We start from the raw sequence: 22783 nt of genomic DNA, 5'->3' as shown, positions 1-22783 counted from the left end.
CCGGCCGGTCCGAGCCGGCCTACGGGTGACCGTCCGGCCGGATCAGCTCACCTTCTGGTGGCTGACCCACGCCGAGCCGACGTCGGCCCAGCAGCGCCCGGTCAGCCGTACGGTCATGGCGGGTCCGGCGTCCACGGCGGCGCCGTCGGTGTCGATGTCCCACCAGCGGGCGCACTCGATGTGCAGACTCACGCGGTCGGTGTCGACATAGGGGTTGTGGCAGTAGGCGACCACGTGGGAGCCGTGCACGGTCGTACGGCAGGCGGAACCGAAGAGGTCCGGCGCGTGCGGCTTTCCGTCGCTCGCGCGCGCGTGGGAGGCCGCGCCGTACGGCGGGGACAGCAGGAGGGCTGCGGCCAGGGTCACCGGGGCCAGGCTGCGGGACAGGCGCACAAGGGGACCTCCTCGGCCGGGCTGCGAGGGATTGCGCGAGGTGAACGCGGTTCCAGCGTGCGGCCTCGGAGACGTGACGCGCCTGGCCGGTGAGCCGTTCGGGTGACGCCCGGAACGGGCTGAGGCCCGCACCCCGGGGGGTGCGGGCCTCAGCCGTGGGGTCGGGCGCGGTGCTCAGGCGCCGATGGCGTGCAGACCGCCGTCGACGTGGATGATCTCGCCGGTGGTCTTCGGGAACCAGTCGCTGAGCAGGGCGACGACACCGCGGCCGGCCGGCTCGGGGTCCTTCAGGTCCCACTCCAGCGGGGAGCGGGTGTCCCACACGGCGGCCAGGTCGCTGAAGCCCGGGATGGACTTGGCGGCCATGGAGCCGATCGGGCCGGCCGAGATGAGGTTGCAGCGGATGTTCTGCTTGCCGAGGTCACGGGCCATGTAGCGGCTGGTGGCCTCCAGGGCGGCCTTGGCCGGGCCCATCCAGTCGTACTGCGGCCAGGCGTACTGGGCGTCGAAGGTGAGGCCGACGACCGAGCCGCCGTTCTGCATCAGCGGGAGGCACGCGGTGGTCAGCGACTTCAGGGAGAACGCCGAGACGTGCATGGCGGTGGAGACCGACTCGAACGGCGTGTTCAGGAAGTTGCCGCCGAGCGCGTCCTGCGGGGCGAAGCCGATGGAGTGGACGATGCCGTCCAGGCCGCCCAGCTCCTCGCCGACGACGTCGGCCAGGCGCCCGAGGTGCTCCTCGTTCGTCACGTCCAGCTCGATGACCTTGGCGGGCTTCGGCAGCTTCTTGGCGATGCGCTCGGTCAGCGTCGGCCGCGGGAAGGCGGTCAGGATGATCTCGGCGCCCTGCTCCTGGGCCAGCTTGGCGACGTGGAAGGCGATGGAGGACTCCATCAGCACACCCGTGACCAGGATGCGCTTGCCCTCGAGAATTCCGCTCATGGTGATCAGTGACCCATTCCCAGTCCGCCGTCAACGGGAATGACGGCTCCAGTGATGTACGAGGCGTCGTCCGAGGCGAGGAACCGCACCGTGGCGGCGATCTCCTCCGGCTGCGCGTACCGGCCCAGCGGCACCTGGGCCACGATGCCCTCGCGCTGCTTCTCGCTGAGCGCTTTGGTCATGTCGGTGTCGACGAAACCGGGCGCGACGACGTTGAAGGTGATGTTGCGCGAGCCCAGCTCACGGGCGAGGGAGCGCGCGAAGCCGACCAGGGCGGCCTTGGAGGCGGCGTAGTTCGCCTGCCCGGCCGAGCCCAGCAGGCCGACCACGGAGGAGATCAGGACGACCCGGCCCTTCTTGGCGCGCAGCATGCCGCGGTTGGCGCGCTTGACGACCCGGAAGGTTCCGGTGAGGTTGGTGTCGATGACCGAGGTGAAGTCCTCCTCGGACATGCGCATCAGCAGCTGGTCCTTGGTGACGCCGGCGTTGGCGACGAGGACCTCGACCGGGCCGTGCTGGTCCTCGATCTCCTTGTAGGCCTGCTCCACCTGCTCCGGGTCGGTGATGTCGCACCTGACCGCCAGGAAGCCGGCCGGCGGCTCGCCCGAGCGGTAGGTGATCGCGACCTTGTCGCCGGCGTCGGCGAACGCGCGGGCGATGGCGAGGCCGATGCCCCGGTTTCCTCCGGTGACGAGAACCGAGCGGCTCAACGGATCACCCTTTCGATAGCGGTCTGAAGCGGTCCCACAACCCGCCCGGACACCTTCGATGGCAGGCGGCTTCATCGAAAACCTATCGGTAGCGCCACCGCGGAGGGCAAGCGGGCACCGACAGTGGCTCGCGGGCGTCACTGTCGGGTCCCTACAGAAAGAGCCGGTGGCACACCCAAACCTGTGGTCCGCCGGGCCGGTCCCGCGACATGATCGGACCCGACAGGACACGACAGCAGGGAGACCTCGGTGCCTCATACGATCGACGAAGCCTTCACGGCGCTTCCGCTACGGTCCCTGGCCGACGCCGCGCTGGCACGCGCGCGTGCGCTCGGGGCGGAGCACGCCGACTTCCGGTTCGAGCGGGTGCGCAGCGCGTCCTGGCGGCTCAGGGACGCCAAGCCGGCCGGGTCGTCGGACACCACCGATCTGGGGTACGCGGTGCGGGTCGTGCACGGCGGGACGTGGGGTTTCGCGTCCGGTGTGGACCTGAGCCTGGCCGCCGCGGCGAAGGTCGCCTCGCAGGCGGTGGCGATGGCGAAGCTCTCCGCCCAGGTGATCAGGGCGGCCGGGTCGGACGAGAGGGTGGAGCTGGCCGGCGAGCCCGTGCACGCCGAACGGACGTGGGTCTCGTCGTACGAGATCGACCCGTTCTCCGTGCCGGACGAGGAGAAGGCCGCGCTGCTGGCCGACTGGAGCGCGCGGCTGCTCGCGGCGAACGGCGTGAACCACGTGGACGCCTCGCTGCTCACCGTGCACGAGAACAAGTTCTACGCCGACACGGCCGGGACGGTGACGACGCAGCAGCGGGTGCGGCTGCATCCGCAGCTGACGGCGGTGTCGGTGGACGAGTCGAGCGGGGAGTTCGACTCGATGCGCACGATCGCGCCGCCCGTCGGCCGCGGCTGGGAGTACCTGACCGGCACCGGCTGGGACTGGGACGCCGAGCTGGAGCGGATCCCGGAGCTGCTGGCGGAGAAGATGCGGGCGCCGAGCGTGGAGCCGGGGCTGTACGACCTGGTCGTCGACCCGTCCAACCTGTGGCTGACGATCCACGAGTCCATCGGGCACGCCACCGAGCTGGACCGGGCCCTCGGCTACGAGGCCGCCTACGCCGGCACGTCCTTCGCCACCTTCGACCAGCTGGGCAGGCTCAAGTACGGCTCCGAGCTGATGAACGTGACCGGTGACCGGACCGCCGAGCACGGCCTCGCGACCGTCGGCTACGACGACGAGGGCGTCGAGGCGCAGTCCTGGGACCTGGTGAAGGACGGCACGCTGGTGGGCTACCAGCTGGACCGCCGGATCGCGAAGCTGACCGGTTTCGAGCGGTCCAACGGGTGCGCGTACGCCGACTCCCCCGGGCACGTGCCGGTGCAGCGCATGGCCAACGTCTCGCTGGCACCCGATCCGGCGGGGCTGTCCACGGAGGACCTCATCGGGGGTGTCGACCGGGGCATCTACGTGGTCGGGGACCGGTCCTGGTCGATCGACATGCAGCGGTACAACTTCCAGTTCACCGGGCAGCGCTTCTTCCGGATCGAGAACGGCCGGATCACCGGTCAGCTGAAGGACGTCGCCTACCAGGCCACGACCACCGACTTCTGGGGCTCGATGGCCGCCGTCGGCGGTCCGCAGACGTACGTCCTGGGCGGCGCCTTCAACTGCGGCAAGGCCCAACCGGGGCAGGTCGCGGCGGTGTCGCACGGGTGCCCCTCCGCCCTCTTCAAGGGCGTCAACATCTTGAACACCACGCAGGAGGCCGGTCGATGAGCGCCAGCAGCAACAAGCCGCACGAGATCGTCGAGCGGGCCCTGGAGCTGTCCACCGCCGACGGCTGCGTCGTCATCGCCGACGAGGAGTCGACCGCCAACCTGCGCTGGGCGGGCAACGCGCTGACGACGAACGGCGTGACCCGCGGCCGCACGCTCACGGTGATCGCCACGGTGGACGGGAAGGAGGGCACCGCCTCCGGTGTGGTGTCCCGGTCCGCGGTGACCGCGGAGGAGCTGGAGCCGCTGGTGCGGGCCGCGGAGGCCGCCGCGCGCGGGGCCGGAGCGGCCGAGGACGCACGGCCGCTGGTGTCGGGCGTGCCCGAGTCGCCGGACTTCGCGGACGTGCCCGCCGAGACGTCGTCGGCCGTGTTCGCGGACTTCGCCCCGGCCCTCGGCGAGGCGTTCGCACGCGCGCGTGCGGGCGGCCGGGAGCTGTACGGCTTCGCCAACCACGAGTTGGTGTCGACGTACGTGGGCACGTCCACCGGATTGCGGCTGCGGCACGACCAGCCGACCGGCACGCTGGAGATGAACGCCAAGTCCCCGGACCGGACGCGCTCGGCGTGGGCCGGCAGCTCCACGCGGGACTTCAAGGACGTCGACCCGGGGGCGATGGACGCCGAACTGGCCGTACGCCTGGGGTGGGCCGAGCGGCGCCTGGAGCTGCCCGCGGGCCGCTACGAGACGCTGCTGCCGCCGACCGCGGTGGCGGACCTGCTGATCTACCAGCTGTGGTCGGCGTCGGGCCGGGACGCGGCCGAGGGGCGCACGGTGTTCTCCAAGCCCGGTGGGGGTACGCGCGTGGGCGACCGGCTCTCCGAGCTGCCGCTGACCCTGCGCAGCGACCCGGCCGAGCCCGGTCTGGAGTGCCCGTCGTTCGCGGTCGCCCACTCCTCCGACGGCGACCAGTCGGTGTTCGACAACGGGCTGCCCGTACGCGCCACCAAGTGGATCGACGAGGGCGTGCTCCGGCATCTGACGACCAGCCGGCACAGTGCCGCGCTGACCGGGCTGCCGGTCGCCCCGGCGCTGGGGAACCTGATCCTGGACGGCGGGACGGACCGCTCGCTCCAGGAGATGGTCGCCGGTACCGAGCGCGGGCTGCTGCTGACCTGCCTGTGGTACATCCGCGAGGTCGACCCGGCGACGCTGCTGCTGACCGGGCTGACCCGGGACGGCGTCTACCTCGTGGAGAACGGCGAGGTGACCGGGCAGGTGAACAACTTCCGGTTCAACGAGTCGCCGGTGGACCTGCTGGGCCGGGCCACGGAGGCGGGGCGGACGGAGAAGACGCTGCCGCGCGAGTGGAGCGACTGGTTCACGCGGGCCGCGATGCCCGCGCTGCGGATCCCCGATTTCAACATGAGCTCTGTCAGCCAGGGCGTATAACCTCGTAGACGGCTGTCACCCGACTGCCCGAAGATCACCGAGGAGACACGAGAACCGTGACGGACATCGTCGACGAGCTGAAGTGGCGCGGGCTCCTGGCCCTCTCCACGGACGAGGACGCATTGCGCAAGGCGTTCACGGACGGCCCTGTCACGTTCTATTGCGGGTTCGATCCGACCGCGCCGTCCCTGCACGTCGGTCACCTGGTCCAGGTGCTGACCGTGCGCCGGCTCCAGCTCGCCGGGCACCGGCCGCTGGCGCTGGTGGGCGGCGCGACGGGTCTGATCGGCGACCCCCGCCCCACCGCCGAGCGCACGCTGAACGACCCGGAGACGGTCGCCGGCTGGGTCGAGAAGATGCGCCGCCAGATCGAGCCGTTCCTGTCCTTCGAGGGCGAGAACGCCGCGGTGATGGTGAACAACCTCGACTGGACGGCGAACCTCTCCGCGATCGAGTTCCTGCGGGACGTCGGCAAGCACTTCCGCGTCAACAAGATGCTGACGAAAGACTCGGTCTCGCGGCGGCTCAACTCCGACGCGGGCATCAGCTACACCGAGTTCAGCTACCAGCTGCTGCAGGGCATGGACTTCCTCCAGCTGTACCGGCGCCACGGCTGCACGCTCCAGCAGGGCGGCAGCGACCAGTGGGGGAACCTCACCGCCGGGCTGGACCTGATCCACAGGCTGGAGCCGCACGCCAACGTGCACGCGATGGCGACACCGCTGATGACGCGCGCGGACGGCGCCAAGTTCAGCAAGTCCGAGGGCACCGCCCTCTGGCTCGACCCGGAGATGACGACGCCGTACGCGTTCTACCAGTTCTGGCTGAACACGGACGACCGGGACATCTCCACCTACATGCGGATCCTGTCCTTCAAGTCCCGCGAGGAACTGGAGGACCTGGAGCGCCAGACCCAGGAGCGTCCGCAGGCGCGCGCCGCGCAGCGGGCCCTCGCCGAGGAGCTGACCACGCTGGTGCACGGCGCCGACCAGACGGCCTCCGTGATGGCCGCGTCCAGGGCCCTCTTCGGCCAGGGCGAGCTGGCGGAGCTGGACGAGCGGACGCTGGCCGCCGCGCTGGCCGAGGTGCCGCACATCCGGGTCGCCGAGCCGGCCCCGGTGGTGGACCTGTTCGCCGAGGTCGGCCTGGTGGCCAGCAAGTCCGCCGCGCGGCGGACGGTCAAGGAGGGCGGTGCCTACGTGAACAACGTGAAGGTCGCCGCCGAGGACGCCGTCCCGGCGAAGGAGGACCTCCTGCACGGGCGGTGGCTGGTGCTGCGGCGCGGCAAGAAGAACCTGGCGGCGGTCGAGGTCGGCTCCGCCTGAGCCACAAGCACACACAAACACAGTGAAGGGCGGCTTCCCGCGCGGGGAGCCGCCCTTCGCCGTGTCCGTCCGTCCCTCAGGCCCGCTGCCGCTCCCGCTTGTGCTTGCCCAGTGTGGCCATGTAGAGCATGTCGACCACGCCCACGATGATGATGGCCGCGACCAGCTGGAAGATGTGCCGGCTCCAGTCGATTCCCGGGGTCGCCTCCACGCCGGCGGCGCGGGCGACGGCGTTGCCGACGATGGCGCCGAGGATGCCGCAGATGGTGGTCAGCCAGAGGGGGCTGTGCTGCTTGCCGGGGATGACCGCCTTGGCGATGATGCCCAGCACGAATCCCACGATGATCGCCCACAACCAGCCCATGGCTGCCTCCTCGTACGGCTCGACGTGAGCATTACGGCCAGTCTGGGTGCGCCCCCCGGACGGCGCACGTCGGGTTCCCCCGTATGCGGGAGCGGGCCCGGCGTTGCCGCAGGCAGGGGGCGACCCGGTCTCGTCGACGGACCGGCCGCGGCGTACCGTGGAAGGTGTCCGAGCCGGGTCCCCGCCGGAGCGGGTGGCGGTGCGGGCCTGGGGGGAGAGTCCGATGCGGGCGGATGGTGGAGCAGTGACGCGGAAGCAGCGCGACGGCGGTCCCGGGGTGTTCCGGATCACCGGTGCCCGGACCGGGCTGGCCGAGGACGTACGGGGTCGGCAGCGGCGTTACGTCATCTCGATGTCGGTCCGGACCGTCGCGGTGATCCTCGCGGCGACGCTCTGGAACGTGGAGCGGTACGTCGCGATCGTGGCCCTGGTGCTCGGCGCGGTTCTGCCCTACATCGCGGTGGTCATCGCGAACGCGGGGCGGGAGCGGCCGCCGTCGCTGCCGTCGACCTTCGTCACCGTGCCGTTCAAGCCGATGATCACGGCTCCGCGCGCGGAGGAGGAGCCGGCGCAGGCCGCGCAGGAGGACGCTCCGGGCCGGGAAAGCGGAACGTGATCCCCCGTCAAGCTCAAGAAAAGCTCAGATCAATCATGCAGTTCCAGTGCCGGGCGACGGGTCACCCGTGACATACTGCGTACGCGCTCCGCATCCCCCGTCGGAGCGACGGACCGACGCCGGGCAGCTCCCCCCGTGGCTGCTCGGCGTCGCCTTGTGTACGGGGCTCGGTGAGACGGAAAGCCAGTACACCAGTGAGTGACGAGACCCCCATCTGCTCCGCCAAGGGCTGCCGCAGCGCCGCCGTGTGGGTGCTGGCGTGGAACAACCCGAAGATCCATACGCCGGAGCGGCGCAAGACGTGGCTCGCCTGCGAGGAACACCGCGAGCACCTCTCGCAGTTCCTGGGGGTGCGGGGGTTCCTGAAGGACGTGGTCCGGTTCGAGGAGTGGCAGGAGCGCGAGGACTCGTAGGTCTCTTCGGCTCGTGGGCCCCTTCGCGGATCAGACCGCGGATCAGACCGTGGCCGCTAGCCGCCGATCGCCGACATCGGGCGGTCCGGCTGGACGAAGGACGGGTCGTCGAGGCCGGCACCGGCCTTCTTGCCCCACATCGCCAGGCGCCAGATGCGGGCGATCTCCTCGTCCGGGGCGTCGGAGCGCAGGGCCGCGCGCAGGTCGGTCTCCTCGGTCGCGAACAGGCAGGTGCGGACCTGGCCGTCGGCCGTGAGGCGGGTGCGGTCGCAGGCCGCGCAGAACGGGCGGGTGACCGAGGCGATCACGCCCACCCGGTAGGGTCCGCCGTCGACCAGCCAGCGCTCCGCCGGGGCCGAGCCGCGCTCGTCCGCGCCCTCGGGGGTGAGGTCGAAGCGGGTGCGCAGGGAGGTGAGGATGTCGCCGGCGGTGACCATGCCCTCGCGCTTCCAGCCGTGCTGGGCGTCCAGGGGCATCTGCTCGATGAAGCGCAGCTCGTAGTCGTGCTCCAGGGCCCAGGCCAGCAGGTCGGGGGCCTCGTCCTCGTTCAGGCCGGGCATCAGGACGGTGTTGACCTTGACCGGGGTGAGGCCGGCCTCGCGGGCGGCCTGGAGACCTTCGAGGACGTCCTTGTGACGGTCACGGCGGGTGAGGGCCTTGAAGACGTCCGGGCGGAGGGTGTCCAGGGAGACGTTGACCCGGTCCAGGCCCGCCGCCTTGAGGGCGGTCGCGGTGCGGCGCAGGCCGATGCCGTTGGTGGTGAGGGACATCTGGGGGCGCGGGGCGAGGGCCGCGACGCGCTCGACGATGCCGACGAGGCCGGGGCGGAGCAGGGGCTCGCCGCCGGTGAAGCGGACCTCCTCGATGCCGAGCAGGCGGACCGCGATGTCGATGAGGCGGACGATCTCGTCGTCCGTGAGCAGGTCGGGCTTGGCCAGCCACTGCAGGCCCTCTTCGGGCATGCAGTACGTGCAGCGCAGGTTGCACCGGTCGGTCAGTGAGACCCGCAGGTCGGTGGCCACTCGGCCATAGGTGTCGATGAGCACGTCGGCCCCCTCCCTCTTCCGGATCACTCCATTTTCCGCCACGCAGGTGGTCTCCGTCACCTGTGAGCCTACGTGAGACCAGTGACATCGAGGGCGGCCCGATCCGACGAGGTGGGGGACGGCCTCGTCGTAGGACCCTACGATCCGGCACGTTATATTGATTGAATCAATGTTGATTGCATCAATCATGCATAGTGAAGTCATGACTGGAATCACGAGCGCATGGTCCGCTCTCGGTGGTGACCCGGCCCTACTCGCGCGGGTCACCACCGTGCCGCGGGAGGGCGCCCTCGCCGCACACCTGCCCGCACGGGAACTGGCCCGTTCCTGCGTCGGGGCGTGCGCGCTGGCCGCCGCCGAACTGGGGGCGCGCCGGGCCGGGCTCGCCGAGGTGCCGGAGGTCCGCGTCGACGACGGGGCGGTCGCCGCCGCCTTCCACAGTGAACGGCTGGTGCGGATCGACGGGCGGACGCCGGTCTCCTTCGCTCCGCTGTCCCGGTTCTGGCCGGCCGCCGACGGCTGGGTCCGCACTCACGCCAACTACCCCCACCACCGGGCCCGGTTGCTCGGCGCGCTGGACCTGGCGGAGGACGCCTCGGTGGACGATGTGGCCGACCGGATCGGCGGACGGCCCGCCCTGGAAGTCGAGGAGGCGGTGTACGGCGCCGGCGGGCTCGCCGTGGCCCTGCGCACCCCGGAGGAGTGGGACGGGCACGCGCAGGCCACTGCCGTGGCCGCGCGGCCGCTGGTCGAGCGGGAACGGACGGCCCCGGCACGCGCGCGTACGCTCCCGCCGCTCCCGGCCACGACCCCGCTGCTGCCGGCCGCCGGGCTGCGGGTCCTGGACCTGACCCGGGTCCTCGCCGGCCCGGTCGCCACCCGCACGCTGGCCCTGCTGGGCGCCGACGTGCTCCGCCTGGACGCTCCGACGCTGCCCGAACTCGCCGACCAGCACGCCGACACCGGCTTCGGCAAGCGCTCGGCGCTCCTCGATCTGAGCACCGACCGGGCGACCTTCGAGGAGCTGCTGGCCTCGGCGGACGTCGTGGTCACCGGGTACCGGCCGGGCGCCCTGGACCGGTTCGGCCTCTCCCCGGAGGCGCTGGCCGAGCGGCGGCCGGGACTGGTCGTCGCGCAGGTGTCGGCGTGGGGCGCGTACGGGCCGTGGGCCGGGCGGCGCGGCTTCGACAGCCTCGTGCAGGTCGCGACGGGCATCGCCGCGACCGAGGGCGCGGACGGCCGGCCCGGCGCCCTGCCCGCCCAGGCGCTGGACCACGGCACCGGATATCTGCTGGCGGCGGCCGTACTGCGGGCGCTGACCGAGCAGTCGTACGACGGCGGGGGCCGGACGGTCCGGCTGGCCCTCGCCCGCACCGCGCAGTGGCTGACCGGCGGACTCCGGCCGGATCCCGTCCCGGGCACCCCGTACGAGGGTCCGGACGCCTGGGTGGCGGAGACGGCCGGCGCCCTGGGCAAGCTGCGGCATGCCCTGCCACCCGTGTCCTTCGCCGGCGGGCCTGCGGACTGGGCGCGCCCGCCGGTGCCGTGGGGCTCGGACCCGGCCCGCTGGAATCAACGTTGATTCAGTACGCCCGTCGGCTCAGCCCCGGGTGGGATGCGCGCCGTTCGTCACCAGCACCTTGAGCGCCGTCCGCTCGTCCATGGCCTTGTAGCCCTCGGGCACGTCCTCGATGCCGACAGTCATGTCGAACACCGGGGAGGGGTCGATCGTGCCGGACAGGACGTCGGGCAGCAGCTCGGGGATGTAGGCGCGGACGGGGGCGACGCCGCCGCGCAGGGCGATGTTCCGGTCGAACATCACGCCGAGGTCCAGGCCGGTGCCGCTGCCGTGCGGTACGCCGACGAAGCCGATGGCGCCGCCGTCGCGGGTGATCTCGACGGCCGTACGCATCGACTGCTCGGTGCCGACCGCCTCGACGACCGCGTGCGCGCCCTGGCCCCGGGTCAGGGCGCGGACGGCCTCGACGGCCGCCTCCCCGCGCTCGGCGACCACGTCGGTGGCGCCGAAGCGGCGCGCGATGTCGGTCCGGACCGCGTGCCGGCCCAGGGCGATGATCCGCTCGGCGCCGAGCCGCTTGGCGGCCAGCACGGCGCACAGGCCGACGGCGCCGTCCCCGACGACGGCGACCGTGGCACCGGGGCGGACGCCCGCGCCGAGCGCCGCGTGGTGGCCGGTGCCGAGGACGTCGGAGAGGGTCAGCAGCGCGGACAGCAGGTGGTCGTCGGAGGCGGCCTCCTTGGGCAGCCGGACGAGGGTTCCGTCGGCGAACGGCACGCGCACCGCCTCGCCCTGGCCGCCGTCGTATCCGACGGAGCCCCAGAAACCGCCGTGCTCGCACGACGTCGTCAGGCCCTCGCGGCAGTAGTCGCAGACGCCGTCGGACCACATGAAGGGCGCCACGACCAGGTCCCCGGCGCGGACGGTGCCCACCTCCGAGCCGGTCTCCTCGACGATCCCGAGAAACTCGTGCCCGATGCGCTGACCCGGCTGCCGGGCCGCCTCACCGCGGTAGGCCCACAGGTCGCTTCCGCAGACGCAGGCGCGCAGCACGCGCACCACGGCGTCGGTGGGCAGCTGCACCACCGGGTCGGGGACGTCCTCCACGCGCATGTCGTACGGGGCGTGGATGGTGGTGGCGCGCATGGCGAGGGTCCTTCTCGTGCTCGTGCGAAGTGGTGCGGTGCGCCCTGGGGGTGGTCGGGCGCACCTCACCGTACGCCGCCCCGGTCCGGGGCCGCGACGCACGGGGCACCCCCGGACCTGCGGGGCTACACCCCGGCCGCTCCCAGCAGGCTGCCCGCGACGTAGGTGACGGCCATGGCGAGCGCGCCGCCCAGGGCGTTGCGCAGGACCGCACGGCGCGGGGCCGCCGCGCCGAGCCGGGCGCTTGTCCATCCGGTGATGACGAGCGCGGCGAGCACGGAGACCACGGTGACGAGCAGCCGCCAGTGGGCGGACGGCAGGACGATGGCCAGCAGGGGCAGCAGGGCGCCCACCGTGAAGGCCAGGAAGCTGGCCCAGGCCGCGTGCCAGGGGTTGGTCAGCTCGTCGGGGTCGATGCCCAGCTCCACACTGGCGTGGGCGCGCAGCGCGTCCCGCGCGGTGAGCTGCTCGGCGGCCTCGCGGGCCACTTCCCGGGACAGTCCGCGCGCGCGGAGCAGTTCGGTGAGTTCCCGCAGTTCGGCCTCCGGCTGCTCCCTCAGCTCCCGGCGTTCCACGGCCAGCGCGGCCAGCTCGGAGTCGCGCTGCGTGGACACGGAGACGTATTCGCCGGCCGCCATGGACATCGACCCGGCGAGCAGTCCGGCGAGGCCGGCGGTGAGCAGGGCCGCGCGGTCGTCGGTGGCGCCGGCCACGCCGACGACGATGCCCGCGGTGGAGACGATGCCGTCGTTCGCGCCGAGCACGGCGGCCCGCAGCCAGTTCAGCCGGGCGGCGAGCGCGCCCCCGTGGTTCTCCTGGTGGGTCGGTTCGGTCACAGACGGAGGATGGCACCCCGCGTGTCACCAGACGCGTACCGACGCTCCTCGGGCGAAGACCGGGCTGGTCGCGCCGGGGGGCGGTTCGTCGAGCGGCTCGGCGATCTCGGCGGCCGTGGGGCCGACCTTGGCGGCGACGGCGTCGAGGAGGCCGAGGTCGAAGCCGTAGACGCGGGCCGCGTTGCCGCCGAGCATGGCCGCCAGCTCCGCGCGCGGGACGCCTGCGCAGGAGAAGCGGAGGGCTTCGCGGGTGTGGGGGTGGGTGCCCTCGTCGTGCGGGTAGTCGCTGCCCCACATGATCTTGTCGATGCCGATGCGGTGGCGCAGCGGGACCTCGTGCGGGCGCATGAAGCTGGCGCCGACGAAGCAGTTGTCCCGCCACACCCGGGAGGGCGGGCCGCCCATGCCCTCGGCGAGCCCGACGCCGAACTTGGCCTCGGCGGTGTCCGCCCGGGAGGCGGAGGCGACCAGCCGCCCGTGGTAGTAGTCCAGCATGTCGAGCACCCCGGGGATCCAGCCGGAGCCCTGCTCGGTGAGGACCAGCCGCAGGCTGGGGTGGCGGCGGAAGGCACCACCGAAGACGAGGTGCCACAGGGCGCGGTGGGAGAACCAGGTCGTCTCGACCATGAAGACCGCGCGGGCGGCCGGTTCGTCGCCGAGCGGCGGGGAGGCGGACCCGGCGTGGTGGTTGACGGGGACGCCCAGCTCGGCGCAGACCGCCCAGATCGGGTCGTACACGCGCGCGTGCAGCTCGGGAAGGCCGGAACCGGGTGGGGTGCCGGGCAGCAGCAGACCGCCCGTCAGGCCGGCCGCCACGCACCGGCGGATCTCCGCGACGGCCTCCTCGACGTCGTTCAGGAGGATCTGGAACACGCCCGCCCGGCGGCCCGGCGCGGCGGCGCAGAAGTCCGCGAGCCAGCGGTTGTGGGCGCGCAGGCCCGCCCAGCGCCGCTCGAACTCCCCGGCGGTGGGGGCGGGGGCCATGAGCGAGCCGGACGGGAAGAACGGCGGGATGGTGTTCGGGAAGACGACCTCGGCGACGATCCCGTCCGCCTCCAGCTCCGCGAGACGCCGCCCGGAGTCCCAGTTCCGGTCGGCGGAGTCGGCGAGCAGGTCCTCGTAGGGGTTGACGTACGTGGCCGCCCAGGCGTCGAAGTCGTCGTGGAAGCGGCGCTCCAGGTAGGGCCGGTAGTCGAGCAGGTCGGCGCCGGCGTGGCAGTCGGCGGAGATGACGGTGTACCGGTCGTCGGTGTGTCGGCCGTGGGCATGTCGGTCGTGGGTGTACCGGTCGTCGCCGTTCCGGTCGTCGGTGCTCACCGGTCCCCCTCCGTGGGCCCGGGCCCCAGCACGGGGAAGTCGTGGCCGGTGAGCCAGTGCCGGCCCGCCTCGCGGGAGCGGGCCCAGGAGGCTTCCACGGCCGTCTGGTCGGCGCTCTGGCCGAGGTCGGCGGGGGTCGGGCCGATGCGGTGGGCCAGCGGGGCCAGCCTGCCGACGTCGAAGCCGAACGCCTCGGCCGCGGCCAGGCCCAGCATGCGGCGGGTCTCGGCGACCGGGATGTCGTGGAAGGTGCGCCGCAGCCACGCGCGCGTGTCGGGCCAGGTGCCCTCCGGGTGCGGGAAGTCGCTGCCCCACAAAATGTTGTCGACGCCGATCTCGTAGCGCTGGGCGAGTTCGCGCCGCTTGGTGTTGGTGGCGCAGACGAACACCTGCCGGTCGAGGTACTCGTGCGGTGCCCGTTTCAGCTCCTGGAACGGGGAGAGCTTCTTGCCGCCGTGCGCGCCGAGGTAGAGGCGGTCCATGAACCACAGCAGGTTCGGCAGCCACCAGCAGCCCGACTCGGCGACCCCGAACCGCAGTCCGGGGTGGCGTTCGAACACGCCCGACCAGAGGAGGAACCACAGGGGGCGGGCGGGCCACCAGGTCACCTCGCTGACGTAGATGCCGAGGTGGTCGCCGTACTCGTCCCTCGGGGCCGCGCCGGAGTGGGTGAGCACGGGCATCCCGCACTCGGCGGCCGCCGCCCACACGGGGTCGTAACGGCGGTCGTGGTACGGCTCCTTGCCGGCCCACATGGCCGGGATCATCAGCGCGCCTAGGCCGGACTCCCGGGCCCGGTGGATCTCGGCGACGACGGCGCCGGTCTCGGCGGTGACGGGCAGCAGGGCGACTCCGCAGTGCCGTTCGGGGTGTTCGGAGACGAACTCCGCGAGCCAGCGGTTGTGGGCGCGGGCGCCGGCCATGCCCAGCTCGGGGTCGTGGTCGCCGGACAGGCCGAGGCCCACGCCGAAGGGAGCCGCCGTCCGGCTGTCCACCGCGTCGGCGTCGGGGAAGACGACCTCGGCGGCCACCCCGTCGCCGTCCAGCTCCTTCAGGCGCTGCGCGCTGTCCCAGCCGCCGCGCAGGCCCTCCTCGTTGTCCTGGAACCACTGGTCCGCGAACGCCTCGTTGCGGATGCCGAGCCGGGTCATCTCCTCGCGGCGCAGGTCGCGGCCGGCGAGGAACTCGTCGAAGTCCCGGTGGAAGCGGGACTCCAGGTAGGGCCGGTACCGCTCGGTGGGCAGCCCGGCGTGGCAGTCGGAGGAGATGATCAGGTACGGGTCCTGGCCGGCCATGGCAGCCTCCCGGTCAGTCGAGTCGGTCGGGTCGGTCGAGTCAGTCGAGAATGAAGCTTTCGAGGTACGACGGGTTCGCGCGGTCCAGCATCGACCGGGCCCGCGCGCGGATCTGGGCGTCGCTGTGCTCGCTCTCGGGCAGCAGCCAGAAGCGGTCGGCGCGGACGCCGGACACGACCAGTTCGGCGACGTCCTCGACGGGCGTGAAGCGGACCTCCTGGCCGGCCTCGCGCATGGCGGCCTCCCACTGGCCGAGGCTGCGGTACGGGGTCCTGCGGGGCCGCTGCTTGGCGTAGCGGGCGGGCCGGTTGCGGTGCGACTCCCACAGGCCGGTGCGCAGCATGTGCGGGCCAGGGAAGAGCACGGAGGCGCCCACGCGCGCGTGCTCCGCCCTGAGGTGGGCGTAGAGCGACTCGGTCAGGGTGACGACGGCCGCCTTGGTGACGGCGTACACGGAGGCGGTGGGCAGCGGGGCGATGCCGCCGTCACCGGAGGACGTGTTGACGACATGACCGGGTTGACCCGACTTGATCATCCGTGGCACGAACGCCTGGACGCCGTGGAAGACGCCCCACACGTTGACGTTGAAAGCCCACTGCCAGTCGTTCGGCTCGTGCTCCCACATGCGGCCCTCGGCGCCGGAGCCGACCCCGGCGTTGTTGCACAGCAGGTGCACGGCGCCGTAGGTGTCGTACGCCGACTCGGCGAGAGCGAGGACCTCTTCGCGCACGCCGACGTCGACCACGCGCGCGTGCACGTCGGCGCCCGTCGCGCGCAGGTCAGCGGCGGCCTTGTCCAGGGCGGTCTCCTCGACGTCGGTGAGGACGACCTTCAGTCCCTCGGCGGCGAACCGCCGGGCCATGGCGAGGCCGATGCCGCTCGCCGCTCCGGTGACGACGGCCACCTGTCCCGCGTGGAGGTCCATCAGTGACTCCCTTCCCAAGGCGCCTCACAGGCCTGCTCCGGGGGCGCGTCGAGGATCTGGAGGGGGTCGTCGTAGCGCTGGTGGACGTACGGCAGCAGGGCACGCGCGTCGGCGCGTTCGACGACCCGGCCGCTCTGGTCGCTGGTCTTCTCGCCGAGGGTGACGTCCAGCAGGCGCAGCACCGGGAGGTCGGCCACGGGGTCGTACGGGGACTCGCGCAGTACGACCTCGCCGGTGACCCGTTGCAGCCGGCGTGTCCTCTCGTGGCGGACGCAGTGCACCAGCAGGGGGTCGCCGTCGAAGCCGGACCCGTCGACGGCGGGCAGGAACTTGAAGTAGAAGTCGGTCTTGCGGGACGGCTCCGGCAGGGGCAGGTCGCCGTCGACGGTGCCCCGCACCTCCACGAAGTCGATGCCGTGGCGGCCCAGCGCTGCGCGCAGGCCGGACCCGTCGCGGTCGAGCGTCACCTCGCCGAGTTTCTTGGGCTCGCCGAAGACCTCGCGGCCACCGGTGAGGGCGCGCTCGTGGGTCATCGGCATGACCAGCGGGTACCAGCCGTCGACCGCGCCGTGGGCGGCGGCGACCGCGAAGGAGCCCGCGCCCAGCGGGTATCCGGGCAGGTCGACCTTGCTGATGTTCACGCGCGCGAGGGGGCGCGCAGTGGGCTTGAGCGGGGGTGGGAGCACCGCCGCGACCGCGTCCGGGTCGGTCTCCCAGACGGCCACGACACCGGTGGACCAGATGTCGGGGAGCCGCGCGCTCGCGGTGCGGGTGGTGGCTGTCTCCTGCTCGGTCCGTGCGCCGTACCGTACGCGTGCCATACGCCGTACCGCCCTTCTCCCGAGGGCCCGCCGCCGCACCTGACGAGCCGTCACCTGTAACACAGTTACAGCAGAGTCCGTGCCGGGTAAATACGGCCGCACGAAAAGGTGCGAGGGGGAGGGAACATGGCGAGAGGCGCACTGTCCCGCGAGGAGGTGCTGGCGGCCGCCGCGGAGCTGGTGAAGCGGCAGGGTCCGGACGCCCTCACCATGCGCAGGCTGGCCGCCGGGCTGGGCACCGCCGTCACGTCGATCTACTGGCATGTCGGGGGCCGCGAGGCGCTGCTCGACGCCCTGGTGGAGCGCACGGTGGCCGACCTCGGCGAGATCCGCCCGCACGGGCGGACACCGGAACAGCGGGTCGTGTCCGTCGCACGGGCGCTGCGCCGGCAGTTGCGCGACCACCCGCACCTGGTGGCGCTGGTGCACGAACGCGGTCTGACCGACCGCATGTTCCTGCCCGCCCAGCAGGCCCTGGTGCGCGAGGCACACGCGGCGGGGCTGCGCGGCGGGCGGGCGGCCGAGTTCGTGCGGGCCGTGCAGTTCCAGGTCGTCGGCCATGTGCTGGTCGAGCGCAACCGCGAGCGCGCCCCGGCGCAGCATCCCGGGGGCGAGGAGCTGTGGCGCGCCGAGGCCGCCGGGGACGACCCGGCCCTGGCCCGTGCGCTGTCCCGGCCACCGGCGGCGGACCGGCTGTTCGTGACGTCGGTACGGGCCCTGGTGCGGGGGCTGCTCGCAGGGGACGGACAATGACCGGCGGGTACGTGCCCACGCGCGCGGAGCCGGGGGTGGACCGCACACACGCGCGCGTGCGCCCCTGAAAGGCGTCCAGGTGTACGACAGTTCACGCCCGGCCGGTACCTGGGGGGCGGGGCTGTCAGTCGTGGCCCGTATCCTCAGTGACCATGCTCGAAGACCGTGCGACCGCAGTGTCCTCCCCCACCCAGTGGCCGACCGCGTATCCCCAGGGATACGCGGTCGTTGACGTGGAGACCACCGGCCTGGCCCGGGACGACAGGATCATCTCGGCGGCCGTCTACCGGCTGGACGCGCGCGGCGAGGTGGAGGACCACTGGTACACGCTGGTCAACCCGGAGCGCGATCCGGGACCCGTGTGGATACACGGTCTGACGAGTGAGGCGCTCGAAGGCGCGCCGCTGTTCCCGGACATCGCCGAGGAGTTCTCCGCCCGGCTCGACGGCCGGGTCCTCGTCGCGCACAACGCGGTCTTCGACTGGCAGATGATCGCGCGGGAGTACGCGCGCGCGAAGAGCCAGGCGCCGGTGCGGCAGCGGCTGTGCACCATCGCGCTCTCCAAGGAGCTGGGGCTGCCGCTGCCCAACCACAAGCTGGAGTCGCTGGCGGCGCACTTCGGGGTCGTCCAGCAGCGGGCACACCACGCGCTGGACGACGCGCGGGTGCTGGCGGAGGCGTTCCGGCCCAGCCTGCGCAGCGCGGCGGCGAGCGGCGTACGGCTGCCGCTGCTGGAGTGCCTGCCACTGACGGAGTGGTCGGAAACGCCCCGGATCGGCCACCAGGCGAGCGGGGGCTACGGCGGCTACCGACCGGGTAGTTGGCGGCCGTCCCGGAAGCGCCCGGCCTGCCCCCACCCCAACCCGGGCCGCTACGAAGAGGGCAAACGACTCAAACAGGGCATGCGGGTGGCGTTCTCCGGAGACACCTCCGTCGACCGGGAGCTGCTGGAGGACCGCGCTGTCGAGGCCGGGCTGCACGTGGCGACGAGCCTGTCCCGGCTGACCAGCCTGCTCGTCACCAACGACCCCGGGGCGGGCACCTCCAAAACCGTCAAGGCCCGGCAGTACGGCACCCCGATCGTGGACGAGGCGGCCTTCGGGCAGCTCCTGAGGGACGTCGAGCCCGCCGACGGCTGACGGCACGAAGGCGGTCGACCGTACGGACGGGTGATTGCCGCGCGACTCGCCCGGCGCCCGCTCGCCCGGGCACCGATGACGGCTCACCCTGTGGCGCATGGCGAAATGCGAAGTTTGCGGCAACGACTACGGAATGACGTTCGAGGTGCACGCGCAGGGGGCGGTGCACGTCTTCGACTGCTTCTCCTGTGCGATCCACCGCATGGCCCCCATCTGCGAGCACTGCCGGGTGCAGATCATCGGCCAGGGAGTGGAGGCGGACGGCACCTGGTACTGCGGCGCGCACTGCGCCCGGGCCGACGGGAAGACGGGGGTCGTGGACCGGGTGTGACCCGGTACCCGCGCGCATGCGCCCCACGGCCCGGAGGTACCGTCGTGGGGTGCACCGTTACCGCTTCCTGCTGAGCCGCCAGTGGGTGATCCTCACCCTCGTCGCGATCGCGCTGATCCCGACGATGATCAGGCTCGGCTTCTGGCAGGGGCACCGGTACGACGAGCGCACCGCACGCAACAACCTGGTCTCCTCGGCGCTGCACGCCAAGCCGGCCCCGGTCGAGGAGCTGTCCTCCCCCGGCCACGCCGTGACCCGCACCGACAAGTACCGGACGGTCACCGCGACGGGCACCTTCGACACCGCCCACGAAGAGGTGGTCCGGCGCCGCACCAACTCAGACGACCAGGTCGGCTTCCACGTGCTGACCCCGTTCGTCCTCGACGACGGCAAGGTGCTGCTCGTCAACCGGGGCTGGATCCCCGCGAACGGCGCGCAGACCGCGTTCCCGAAGATCCCGGCGCCGCCCGCCGGGCGGACCACGATCAAGGGCCGGCTGATGGCCGACGAGACAACCGCGGCGAGCGGCATCAAGAACGTCCAGGGCCTCCCCGACCGGCAGATCATGCTGATCAACAGCGCGGAGGAAGCCCGGCGGCTGCACGCACGCGTGCTGGGCGGCTACGTCGAGCAGATCGCGCCGGAGCCCAAGGGCGGCTCCCCGGAGCAGATCTCCGACCCCGGCAGCGAGGACGCCCCGCTGAACTACGCGTACATGCTCCAGTGGTGGCTGTTCGCCGCGGCGGTACCGGTCGGCTGGTGGTTCCTGCTCCGTCGCGAGATCCGCGACCGCGAGGAGAAGGCGGCCCAGAAGACGCCCGAGGACACGGCGGCAGGGCCGACGGAGACGGACAAGGCCACGGTCTGAGGGGCCACAATCTGAGGGGCCGCGCTCGGACGGGCCAGGGTCAGACCGTCCATGGTCGGGCGAGCCACGGCCGGACGAGCCACGGTCGACCGTCCCCGATCGAACGGGCGACGGCCGGAGGGGCCACGGCCGGACGAGCCACGGTCTGCGGGACCGCGGCCTGACCGCCGGCCGGCCCCCCTCAGCCCGCCCCGCACGGGCTCGCCGACCGCGCCAGAGCCGTCCCCTCACCCACGACGCACCGTAGCCGGCCGCGACCCCACTGTGCCGTGACCTGCGCTCCCCTCCCCCCGGCCGCCGGTCTGTGGAAGAGTTGCGCCCCGCCGGGGACCGGGCCGCGGCGCACGCCGCGAGCACCCGCCGGCTTCCTGTCCTCCGGACGCGGCCCCCGCGCAACTCTCCGGGGAGGGCACAACCAGGGACGGTGACCCATGGCCGACGGCGCCACCGCGGCGACCTTCCTCGCCGTGATCGGCGGGGCGTCGCTGCTCGCCGTGACCGCGCGCCGGCTGCGCCCGAGCGACCGGCTGCCGTCCCTGGAGGGCTGGGCGCTGGCCGACCGCAGCCTGGGCAAGGGCTGGATCTGGCTGCTGCTGGGCGGCACGATGTTCACCGCCTACACCTTCACCGCCATCCCCGGCCTGGCCTACGGCAACGGCGCGCCCGCCTTCTTCGCCGTGCCGTACACGGTGATCATGTGCCCGCTCGCCTTCGTGCTGCTGGGCCGGCTGTGGACGGTGGCCCGCCGACACGGCTACATCACCGTCGCCGACTTCGTGCGCGGCCGGTACGGCTCCCCGCCCCTCGCCCTGGTCGTCGCGCTGACCGGGATCCTGGCGACGATGCCGTACCTGGCGCTGCAACTGCTCGGCATCCGGGCCGTGCTGGCGGCCGGGGGCGTGTACCCGCGGGGCGCGACCGGGGACCTGGTGATGGTGGCGCTGTTCGCGGGGCTCGCGGTGGCGACGTACCGGCACGGGCTGCGGGCGCCCACCGTCATCTCGGCGCTGAAGGCCGTGGCCGTCTTCGTCTCCCTCACGGCCGTGACCTGGCTGGTCCTGGAGCGGTTCCACGGCCCGGGCGGCGTGTTCGACGGGGCGGCGGGCCGTCTGGGCGGGCCCGCGCTGCTGCTCACCCCCGCGCAGCAGCCGGCGTACGCCACGCTCGCGCTCGGCTCCGCGCTCGCCCTGCTGATGTACCCGCACGTGCTGACCGTCGGCTTCGCCGCGGACGGCCCGCGGACCCTGCGCCGGACGACCGTGGCGCTGCCCGCCTGGATCGGGCTGCTCGCGATGTTCGGCTTCCTCGGCATCGCGGCCCTCGCGGCCGGGGTTCGGGCGCCGAAGGGCAACGCGGAGGCGGCCGTACCGATGCTGGTGGACCGGCTGATGCCCGGGCCGCTGGCCGGACTGGTGTTCGGTGCGATCACCGTCGGCGCGCTGGTGCCGGCCGCGGTGATGTCGATCGCGGCCGCCACCAGCTTCGTACGCAACGTCTACGTCGAGTACGTGCACCCGACGGCCACGCCCAAACGGCAGGTGCGCATCGCCAAGACGGTGTCGCTGACCGCGAAGGTGGGCGCGGTGGCGTTCGTGTTCGGGCTCCGCGACCAGGACGCGATCAACCTGCAACTGCTCGGCGGGGTGTGGATCCTGCAGATCTTCCCGGCGGTGGCGGTCGGCCTCTACACCCGGTGGCTGCATCCGCGGGCGCTGCTGGCCGGCTGGGGAGCGGGCATGCTGGTCGGCACGTTCCTGGTGGTCCGGCAGGGCTTCTCGCCGATCGTGCCGCTGGGCAGCGGGGCGCCCGCCGTCTACGCGGGGCTCCTCGCCCTGGCGCTCAACCTGCTCGTCGCCATGGCCACGACCCCGGTCCTGGCCCGGCTGGGCGTCCCGCGCGGCGCCGATCTGACCGACCTGCCCGCGCGCCTGACCGTCCGGCGGCGCCCCGAGACGGGAGCGAACAACCCGTGAGACAGCACCTGAGACCCGGCGCCGGCACGCCCGCGCCGGCATCCCTGGCCCCCGCGGCCGCCGACCCGGCCGACGTGGAGCGCGAGGCCGGTGTCGCCCGGTTGTTCGAGCGGCACTACACCTCGATGCTGCGGCTCGCCGTGCTGCTCGGCGCCGACGACCCGGAGAACGTGGTCGCCGAGGCGTACTACCAGATCTACCGCAAGTGGCGGCGCCTGAGGGACACCGAGGCCGCCGAGGCCTACCTGCGCTCCACCGTCTGCAACCTGACCCGGATGCGGATACGCCACCTCCAGGTGGCCCGCCGGCACGAGGAGCAGCCGGTGCACGAGCCGGTGGCCTCCGCCGAGAGCACCGCGCTGCTCCACGACGACCAGCGCGTGCTGATCGGCGCGCTGCAGCAGCTGCCCGCCCGGCAGCGCGAGGCGCTGGTGCTGCGGCACTGGCTCGGCCTGAAGGAGAGCGAGATCGCCGCGGCGATGGGCATCTCCTGCGGCTCGGTCAAGACCCACACCTCACGCGGCATCGCCGCCCTGACCCAGGCGATGGAGGCCCGGCGATGAACGACACCGGCCCTGACCGCACCGAGCGGGACCTCGCGGACGCGCTCGCCGCGCTGGCCGGCGGGGTGCACGCCGCCCCCGACGCCTACCGCACGGCCCGCGGGGAGTGGCTGCGCCGCGAACGCCGCCGCCGTCTCGTCCTCGCCGTCCTCGTCGCGGTCGTCTTCGCCGTGGCGGTCCTGATCGGCCTGTGGGTGCTCAACCGGGCACCGTCCGGTCCGGGTGTGGTCTTCTCCGGACCGGGGGCGACGGTGTCCGCACCCGCACTCGGCGCCCCGAGGTGACCGCCGGCCACCGGTCACTCCCCCGGCCCACCACCTGATT

Annotated in this window: 24 protein-coding genes; 13 read left to right on the top strand and 11 right to left on the bottom strand. The window is 72.8% G+C overall.

The window, feature by feature from the left end; translation table 11 throughout:
• Positions 1-42: 42 nt before the first annotated feature.
• From ABZ854_RS10510 to fabG, 3 genes are all read right to left on the bottom strand, one after another.
• Positions 43-393, bottom strand: coding sequence for a hypothetical protein (locus tag ABZ854_RS10510; protein ID WP_361207318.1), 351 nt, complete (start codon positions 391-393; stop codon positions 43-45).
• Positions 394-567: 174 nt separating this feature from the next.
• Positions 568-1335, bottom strand: a complete 768-nt coding sequence (gene fabI, locus ABZ854_RS10505; RefSeq protein ID WP_129309869.1) for an enoyl-ACP reductase FabI — start codon at positions 1333-1335, stop codon at positions 568-570.
• Positions 1336-1340: 5 nt separating this feature from the next.
• Positions 1341-2045 carry a 3-oxoacyl-[acyl-carrier-protein] reductase gene (fabG, locus tag ABZ854_RS10500; RefSeq protein ID WP_361207315.1) on the bottom strand — a complete coding sequence of 235 codons (705 nt, stop codon included), beginning with the start codon at positions 2043-2045 and terminating at the stop codon, positions 1341-1343.
• Positions 2046-2294: 249 nt separating this feature from the next.
• Here fabG and ABZ854_RS10495 point away from each other — a divergent pair, with 249 nt between their 5' ends.
• From ABZ854_RS10495 to tyrS, 3 genes are read left to right on the top strand one after another with little or no spacing between them, the layout of a single operon-like run.
• A complete protein-coding gene (locus ABZ854_RS10495) occupies positions 2295-3818 on the top strand; it encodes a TldD/PmbA family protein (RefSeq protein WP_361207312.1) in 1524 nt (507 codons plus the stop codon).
• On the top strand, positions 3815-5209 hold the full coding sequence (locus ABZ854_RS10490) for a TldD/PmbA family protein (RefSeq protein ID WP_361207309.1): 1395 nt from the start codon (positions 3815-3817) through the stop codon (positions 5207-5209). Before ABZ854_RS10495 ends, ABZ854_RS10490 begins: the two co-directional genes overlap by 4 nt.
• Positions 5210-5265: 56 nt before the next feature.
• The gene (gene tyrS / locus ABZ854_RS10485) at positions 5266-6534 is read left to right on the top strand and encodes a tyrosine--tRNA ligase (RefSeq protein WP_361207306.1); all 1269 of its coding nucleotides are present in this window, start codon (positions 5266-5268) and stop codon (positions 6532-6534) included.
• A 76-nt stretch (positions 6535-6610) separates the two neighbouring features.
• Here tyrS and ABZ854_RS10480 read toward each other — a convergent pair whose 3' ends face one another.
• Positions 6611-6898 carry a GlsB/YeaQ/YmgE family stress response membrane protein gene (locus ABZ854_RS10480; protein ID WP_361207303.1) on the bottom strand — a complete coding sequence of 96 codons (288 nt, stop codon included), beginning with the start codon at positions 6896-6898 and terminating at the stop codon, positions 6611-6613.
• A gap of 244 nt (positions 6899-7142) precedes the next feature.
• On the opposite strand from ABZ854_RS10480, the gene ABZ854_RS10475 reads away from it, so the two are divergent.
• The gene (locus ABZ854_RS10475) at positions 7143-7514 is read left to right on the top strand and encodes a DUF3099 domain-containing protein (protein WP_361207300.1); all 372 of its coding nucleotides are present in this window, start codon (positions 7143-7145) and stop codon (positions 7512-7514) included.
• Positions 7515-7708: 194 nt separating this feature from the next.
• Positions 7709-7927 (top strand): hypothetical protein, encoded by a 219-nt coding sequence (locus ABZ854_RS10470; protein WP_361207297.1) that lies wholly within the window; start codon positions 7709-7711, stop codon positions 7925-7927.
• A 56-nt stretch (positions 7928-7983) separates the two neighbouring features.
• On the opposite strand, the gene moaA is transcribed toward ABZ854_RS10470, so the two are convergent.
• Entirely contained in the window at positions 7984-8973 is a 990-nt protein-coding gene (gene moaA / locus ABZ854_RS10465) for a GTP 3',8-cyclase MoaA (RefSeq protein ID WP_361207294.1), read from the bottom strand.
• Between the two features lie 202 nt (positions 8974-9175).
• Between moaA and ABZ854_RS10460 the strand changes: the two genes are divergently transcribed.
• Positions 9176-10555, top strand: a complete 1380-nt coding sequence (locus ABZ854_RS10460) for a CoA transferase (protein WP_361207291.1) — start codon at positions 9176-9178, stop codon at positions 10553-10555.
• An 18-nt stretch (positions 10556-10573) separates the two neighbouring features.
• On the opposite strand, the gene ABZ854_RS10455 is transcribed toward ABZ854_RS10460, so the two are convergent.
• From ABZ854_RS10455 to ABZ854_RS10430, 6 genes are all read right to left on the bottom strand, one after another.
• Positions 10574-11638, bottom strand: coding sequence for a zinc-dependent alcohol dehydrogenase family protein (locus ABZ854_RS10455; protein WP_361207288.1), 1065 nt, complete (start codon positions 11636-11638; stop codon positions 10574-10576).
• Positions 11639-11763: 125 nt separating this feature from the next.
• On the bottom strand, positions 11764-12474 hold the full coding sequence (locus ABZ854_RS10450; protein WP_361207285.1) for a VIT family protein: 711 nt from the start codon (positions 12472-12474) through the stop codon (positions 11764-11766).
• A gap of 24 nt (positions 12475-12498) precedes the next feature.
• A complete protein-coding gene (locus ABZ854_RS10445; RefSeq protein WP_361207399.1) occupies positions 12499-13704 on the bottom strand; it encodes an amidohydrolase family protein in 1206 nt (401 codons plus the stop codon).
• A gap of 83 nt (positions 13705-13787) precedes the next feature.
• On the bottom strand, positions 13788-15086 hold the full coding sequence (locus ABZ854_RS10440; RefSeq protein ID WP_361207282.1) for an amidohydrolase family protein: 1299 nt from the start codon (positions 15084-15086) through the stop codon (positions 13788-13790).
• A 40-nt stretch (positions 15087-15126) separates the two neighbouring features.
• Entirely contained in the window at positions 15127-16011 is an 885-nt protein-coding gene (locus tag ABZ854_RS10435; protein ID WP_361207279.1) for an SDR family NAD(P)-dependent oxidoreductase, read from the bottom strand.
• Complete coding sequence (locus ABZ854_RS10430; RefSeq protein ID WP_361207276.1) at positions 16011-16832, bottom strand: acetoacetate decarboxylase family protein; 822 nt, start codon at positions 16830-16832, stop codon at positions 16011-16013. Before ABZ854_RS10430 ends, ABZ854_RS10435 begins: the two co-directional genes overlap by 1 nt.
• A gap of 126 nt (positions 16833-16958) precedes the next feature.
• Here ABZ854_RS10430 and ABZ854_RS10425 point away from each other — a divergent pair, with 126 nt between their 5' ends.
• The 7 genes from ABZ854_RS10425 (at position 16959) to ABZ854_RS10395 (ending at position 22743) form a co-directional block, all read left to right on the top strand.
• The gene (locus tag ABZ854_RS10425; protein WP_361207273.1) at positions 16959-17585 is read left to right on the top strand and encodes a TetR family transcriptional regulator; all 627 of its coding nucleotides are present in this window, start codon (positions 16959-16961) and stop codon (positions 17583-17585) included.
• Between the two features lie 152 nt (positions 17586-17737).
• The gene (locus ABZ854_RS10420; protein ID WP_361207270.1) at positions 17738-18724 is read left to right on the top strand and encodes a DEDDh family exonuclease; all 987 of its coding nucleotides are present in this window, start codon (positions 17738-17740) and stop codon (positions 18722-18724) included.
• A gap of 97 nt (positions 18725-18821) precedes the next feature.
• Positions 18822-19055, top strand: a complete 234-nt coding sequence (locus ABZ854_RS10415) for a hypothetical protein (protein WP_129309854.1) — start codon at positions 18822-18824, stop codon at positions 19053-19055.
• A 16-nt stretch (positions 19056-19071) separates the two neighbouring features.
• Complete coding sequence (locus ABZ854_RS10410; RefSeq protein ID WP_361207267.1) at positions 19072-19923, top strand: SURF1 family protein; 852 nt, start codon at positions 19072-19074, stop codon at positions 19921-19923.
• Between the two features lie 431 nt (positions 19924-20354).
• Positions 20355-21896: a sodium:solute symporter gene (locus ABZ854_RS10405; protein WP_361207264.1), complete on the top strand. Its 1542-nt coding sequence runs from the start codon at positions 20355-20357 to the stop codon at positions 21894-21896.
• A gap of 8 nt (positions 21897-21904) precedes the next feature.
• On the top strand, positions 21905-22459 hold the full coding sequence (locus ABZ854_RS10400; protein ID WP_361207396.1) for a SigE family RNA polymerase sigma factor: 555 nt from the start codon (positions 21905-21907) through the stop codon (positions 22457-22459).
• The gene (locus ABZ854_RS10395) at positions 22456-22743 is read left to right on the top strand and encodes a hypothetical protein (RefSeq protein WP_361207261.1); all 288 of its coding nucleotides are present in this window, start codon (positions 22456-22458) and stop codon (positions 22741-22743) included. Before ABZ854_RS10400 ends, ABZ854_RS10395 begins: the two co-directional genes overlap by 4 nt.
• Positions 22744-22783: the final 40 nt, after the last annotated feature.

The organism is Streptomyces sp. NPDC047028, assembly GCF_040644095.1.
Classification (GTDB): domain Bacteria; phylum Actinomycetota; class Actinomycetes; order Streptomycetales; family Streptomycetaceae; genus Streptomyces.
Note: the sequence above shows the minus strand (reverse complement) of the source record. Positions and strands in the feature narration are given on the sequence as shown.

Excerpts from the sequence above, each read along its gene's own strand:
- fabI (WP_129309869.1), bottom strand. The coding sequence starts at position 1,335 with ATGAGCGGAATTCTCGAGGGCAAGCGCATCCTGGTCACGGGTGTGCTG.
- ABZ854_RS10490 (WP_361207309.1), top strand. The coding sequence starts at position 3,815 with ATGAGCGCCAGCAGCAACAAGCCGCACGAGATCGTCGAGCGGGCCCTG.
- ABZ854_RS10480 (WP_361207303.1), bottom strand. The coding sequence starts at position 6,898 with ATGGGCTGGTTGTGGGCGATCATCGTGGGATTCGTGCTGGGCATCATC.
- ABZ854_RS10460 (WP_361207291.1), top strand. The coding sequence starts at position 9,176 with ATGACTGGAATCACGAGCGCATGGTCCGCTCTCGGTGGTGACCCGGCC.
- ABZ854_RS10455 (WP_361207288.1), bottom strand. The coding sequence starts at position 11,638 with ATGCGCGCCACCACCATCCACGCCCCGTACGACATGCGCGTGGAGGAC.
- ABZ854_RS10440 (WP_361207282.1), bottom strand. The coding sequence starts at position 15,086 with ATGGCCGGCCAGGACCCGTACCTGATCATCTCCTCCGACTGCCACGCC.
- ABZ854_RS10435 (WP_361207279.1), bottom strand. The coding sequence starts at position 16,011 with ATGGACCTCCACGCGGGACAGGTGGCCGTCGTCACCGGAGCGGCGAGC.
- ABZ854_RS10430 (WP_361207276.1), bottom strand. The coding sequence starts at position 16,832 with ATGGCACGCGTACGGTACGGCGCACGGACCGAGCAGGAGACAGCCACC.
- ABZ854_RS10425 (WP_361207273.1), top strand. The coding sequence starts at position 16,959 with ATGGCGAGAGGCGCACTGTCCCGCGAGGAGGTGCTGGCGGCCGCCGCG.
- ABZ854_RS10420 (WP_361207270.1), top strand. The coding sequence starts at position 17,738 with ATGCTCGAAGACCGTGCGACCGCAGTGTCCTCCCCCACCCAGTGGCCG.
- ABZ854_RS10415 (WP_129309854.1), top strand. The coding sequence starts at position 18,822 with ATGGCGAAATGCGAAGTTTGCGGCAACGACTACGGAATGACGTTCGAG.
- ABZ854_RS10410 (WP_361207267.1), top strand. The coding sequence starts at position 19,072 with ATGCGCCCCACGGCCCGGAGGTACCGTCGTGGGGTGCACCGTTACCGC.
- ABZ854_RS10405 (WP_361207264.1), top strand. The coding sequence starts at position 20,355 with ATGGCCGACGGCGCCACCGCGGCGACCTTCCTCGCCGTGATCGGCGGG.
- ABZ854_RS10395 (WP_361207261.1), top strand. The coding sequence starts at position 22,456 with ATGAACGACACCGGCCCTGACCGCACCGAGCGGGACCTCGCGGACGCG.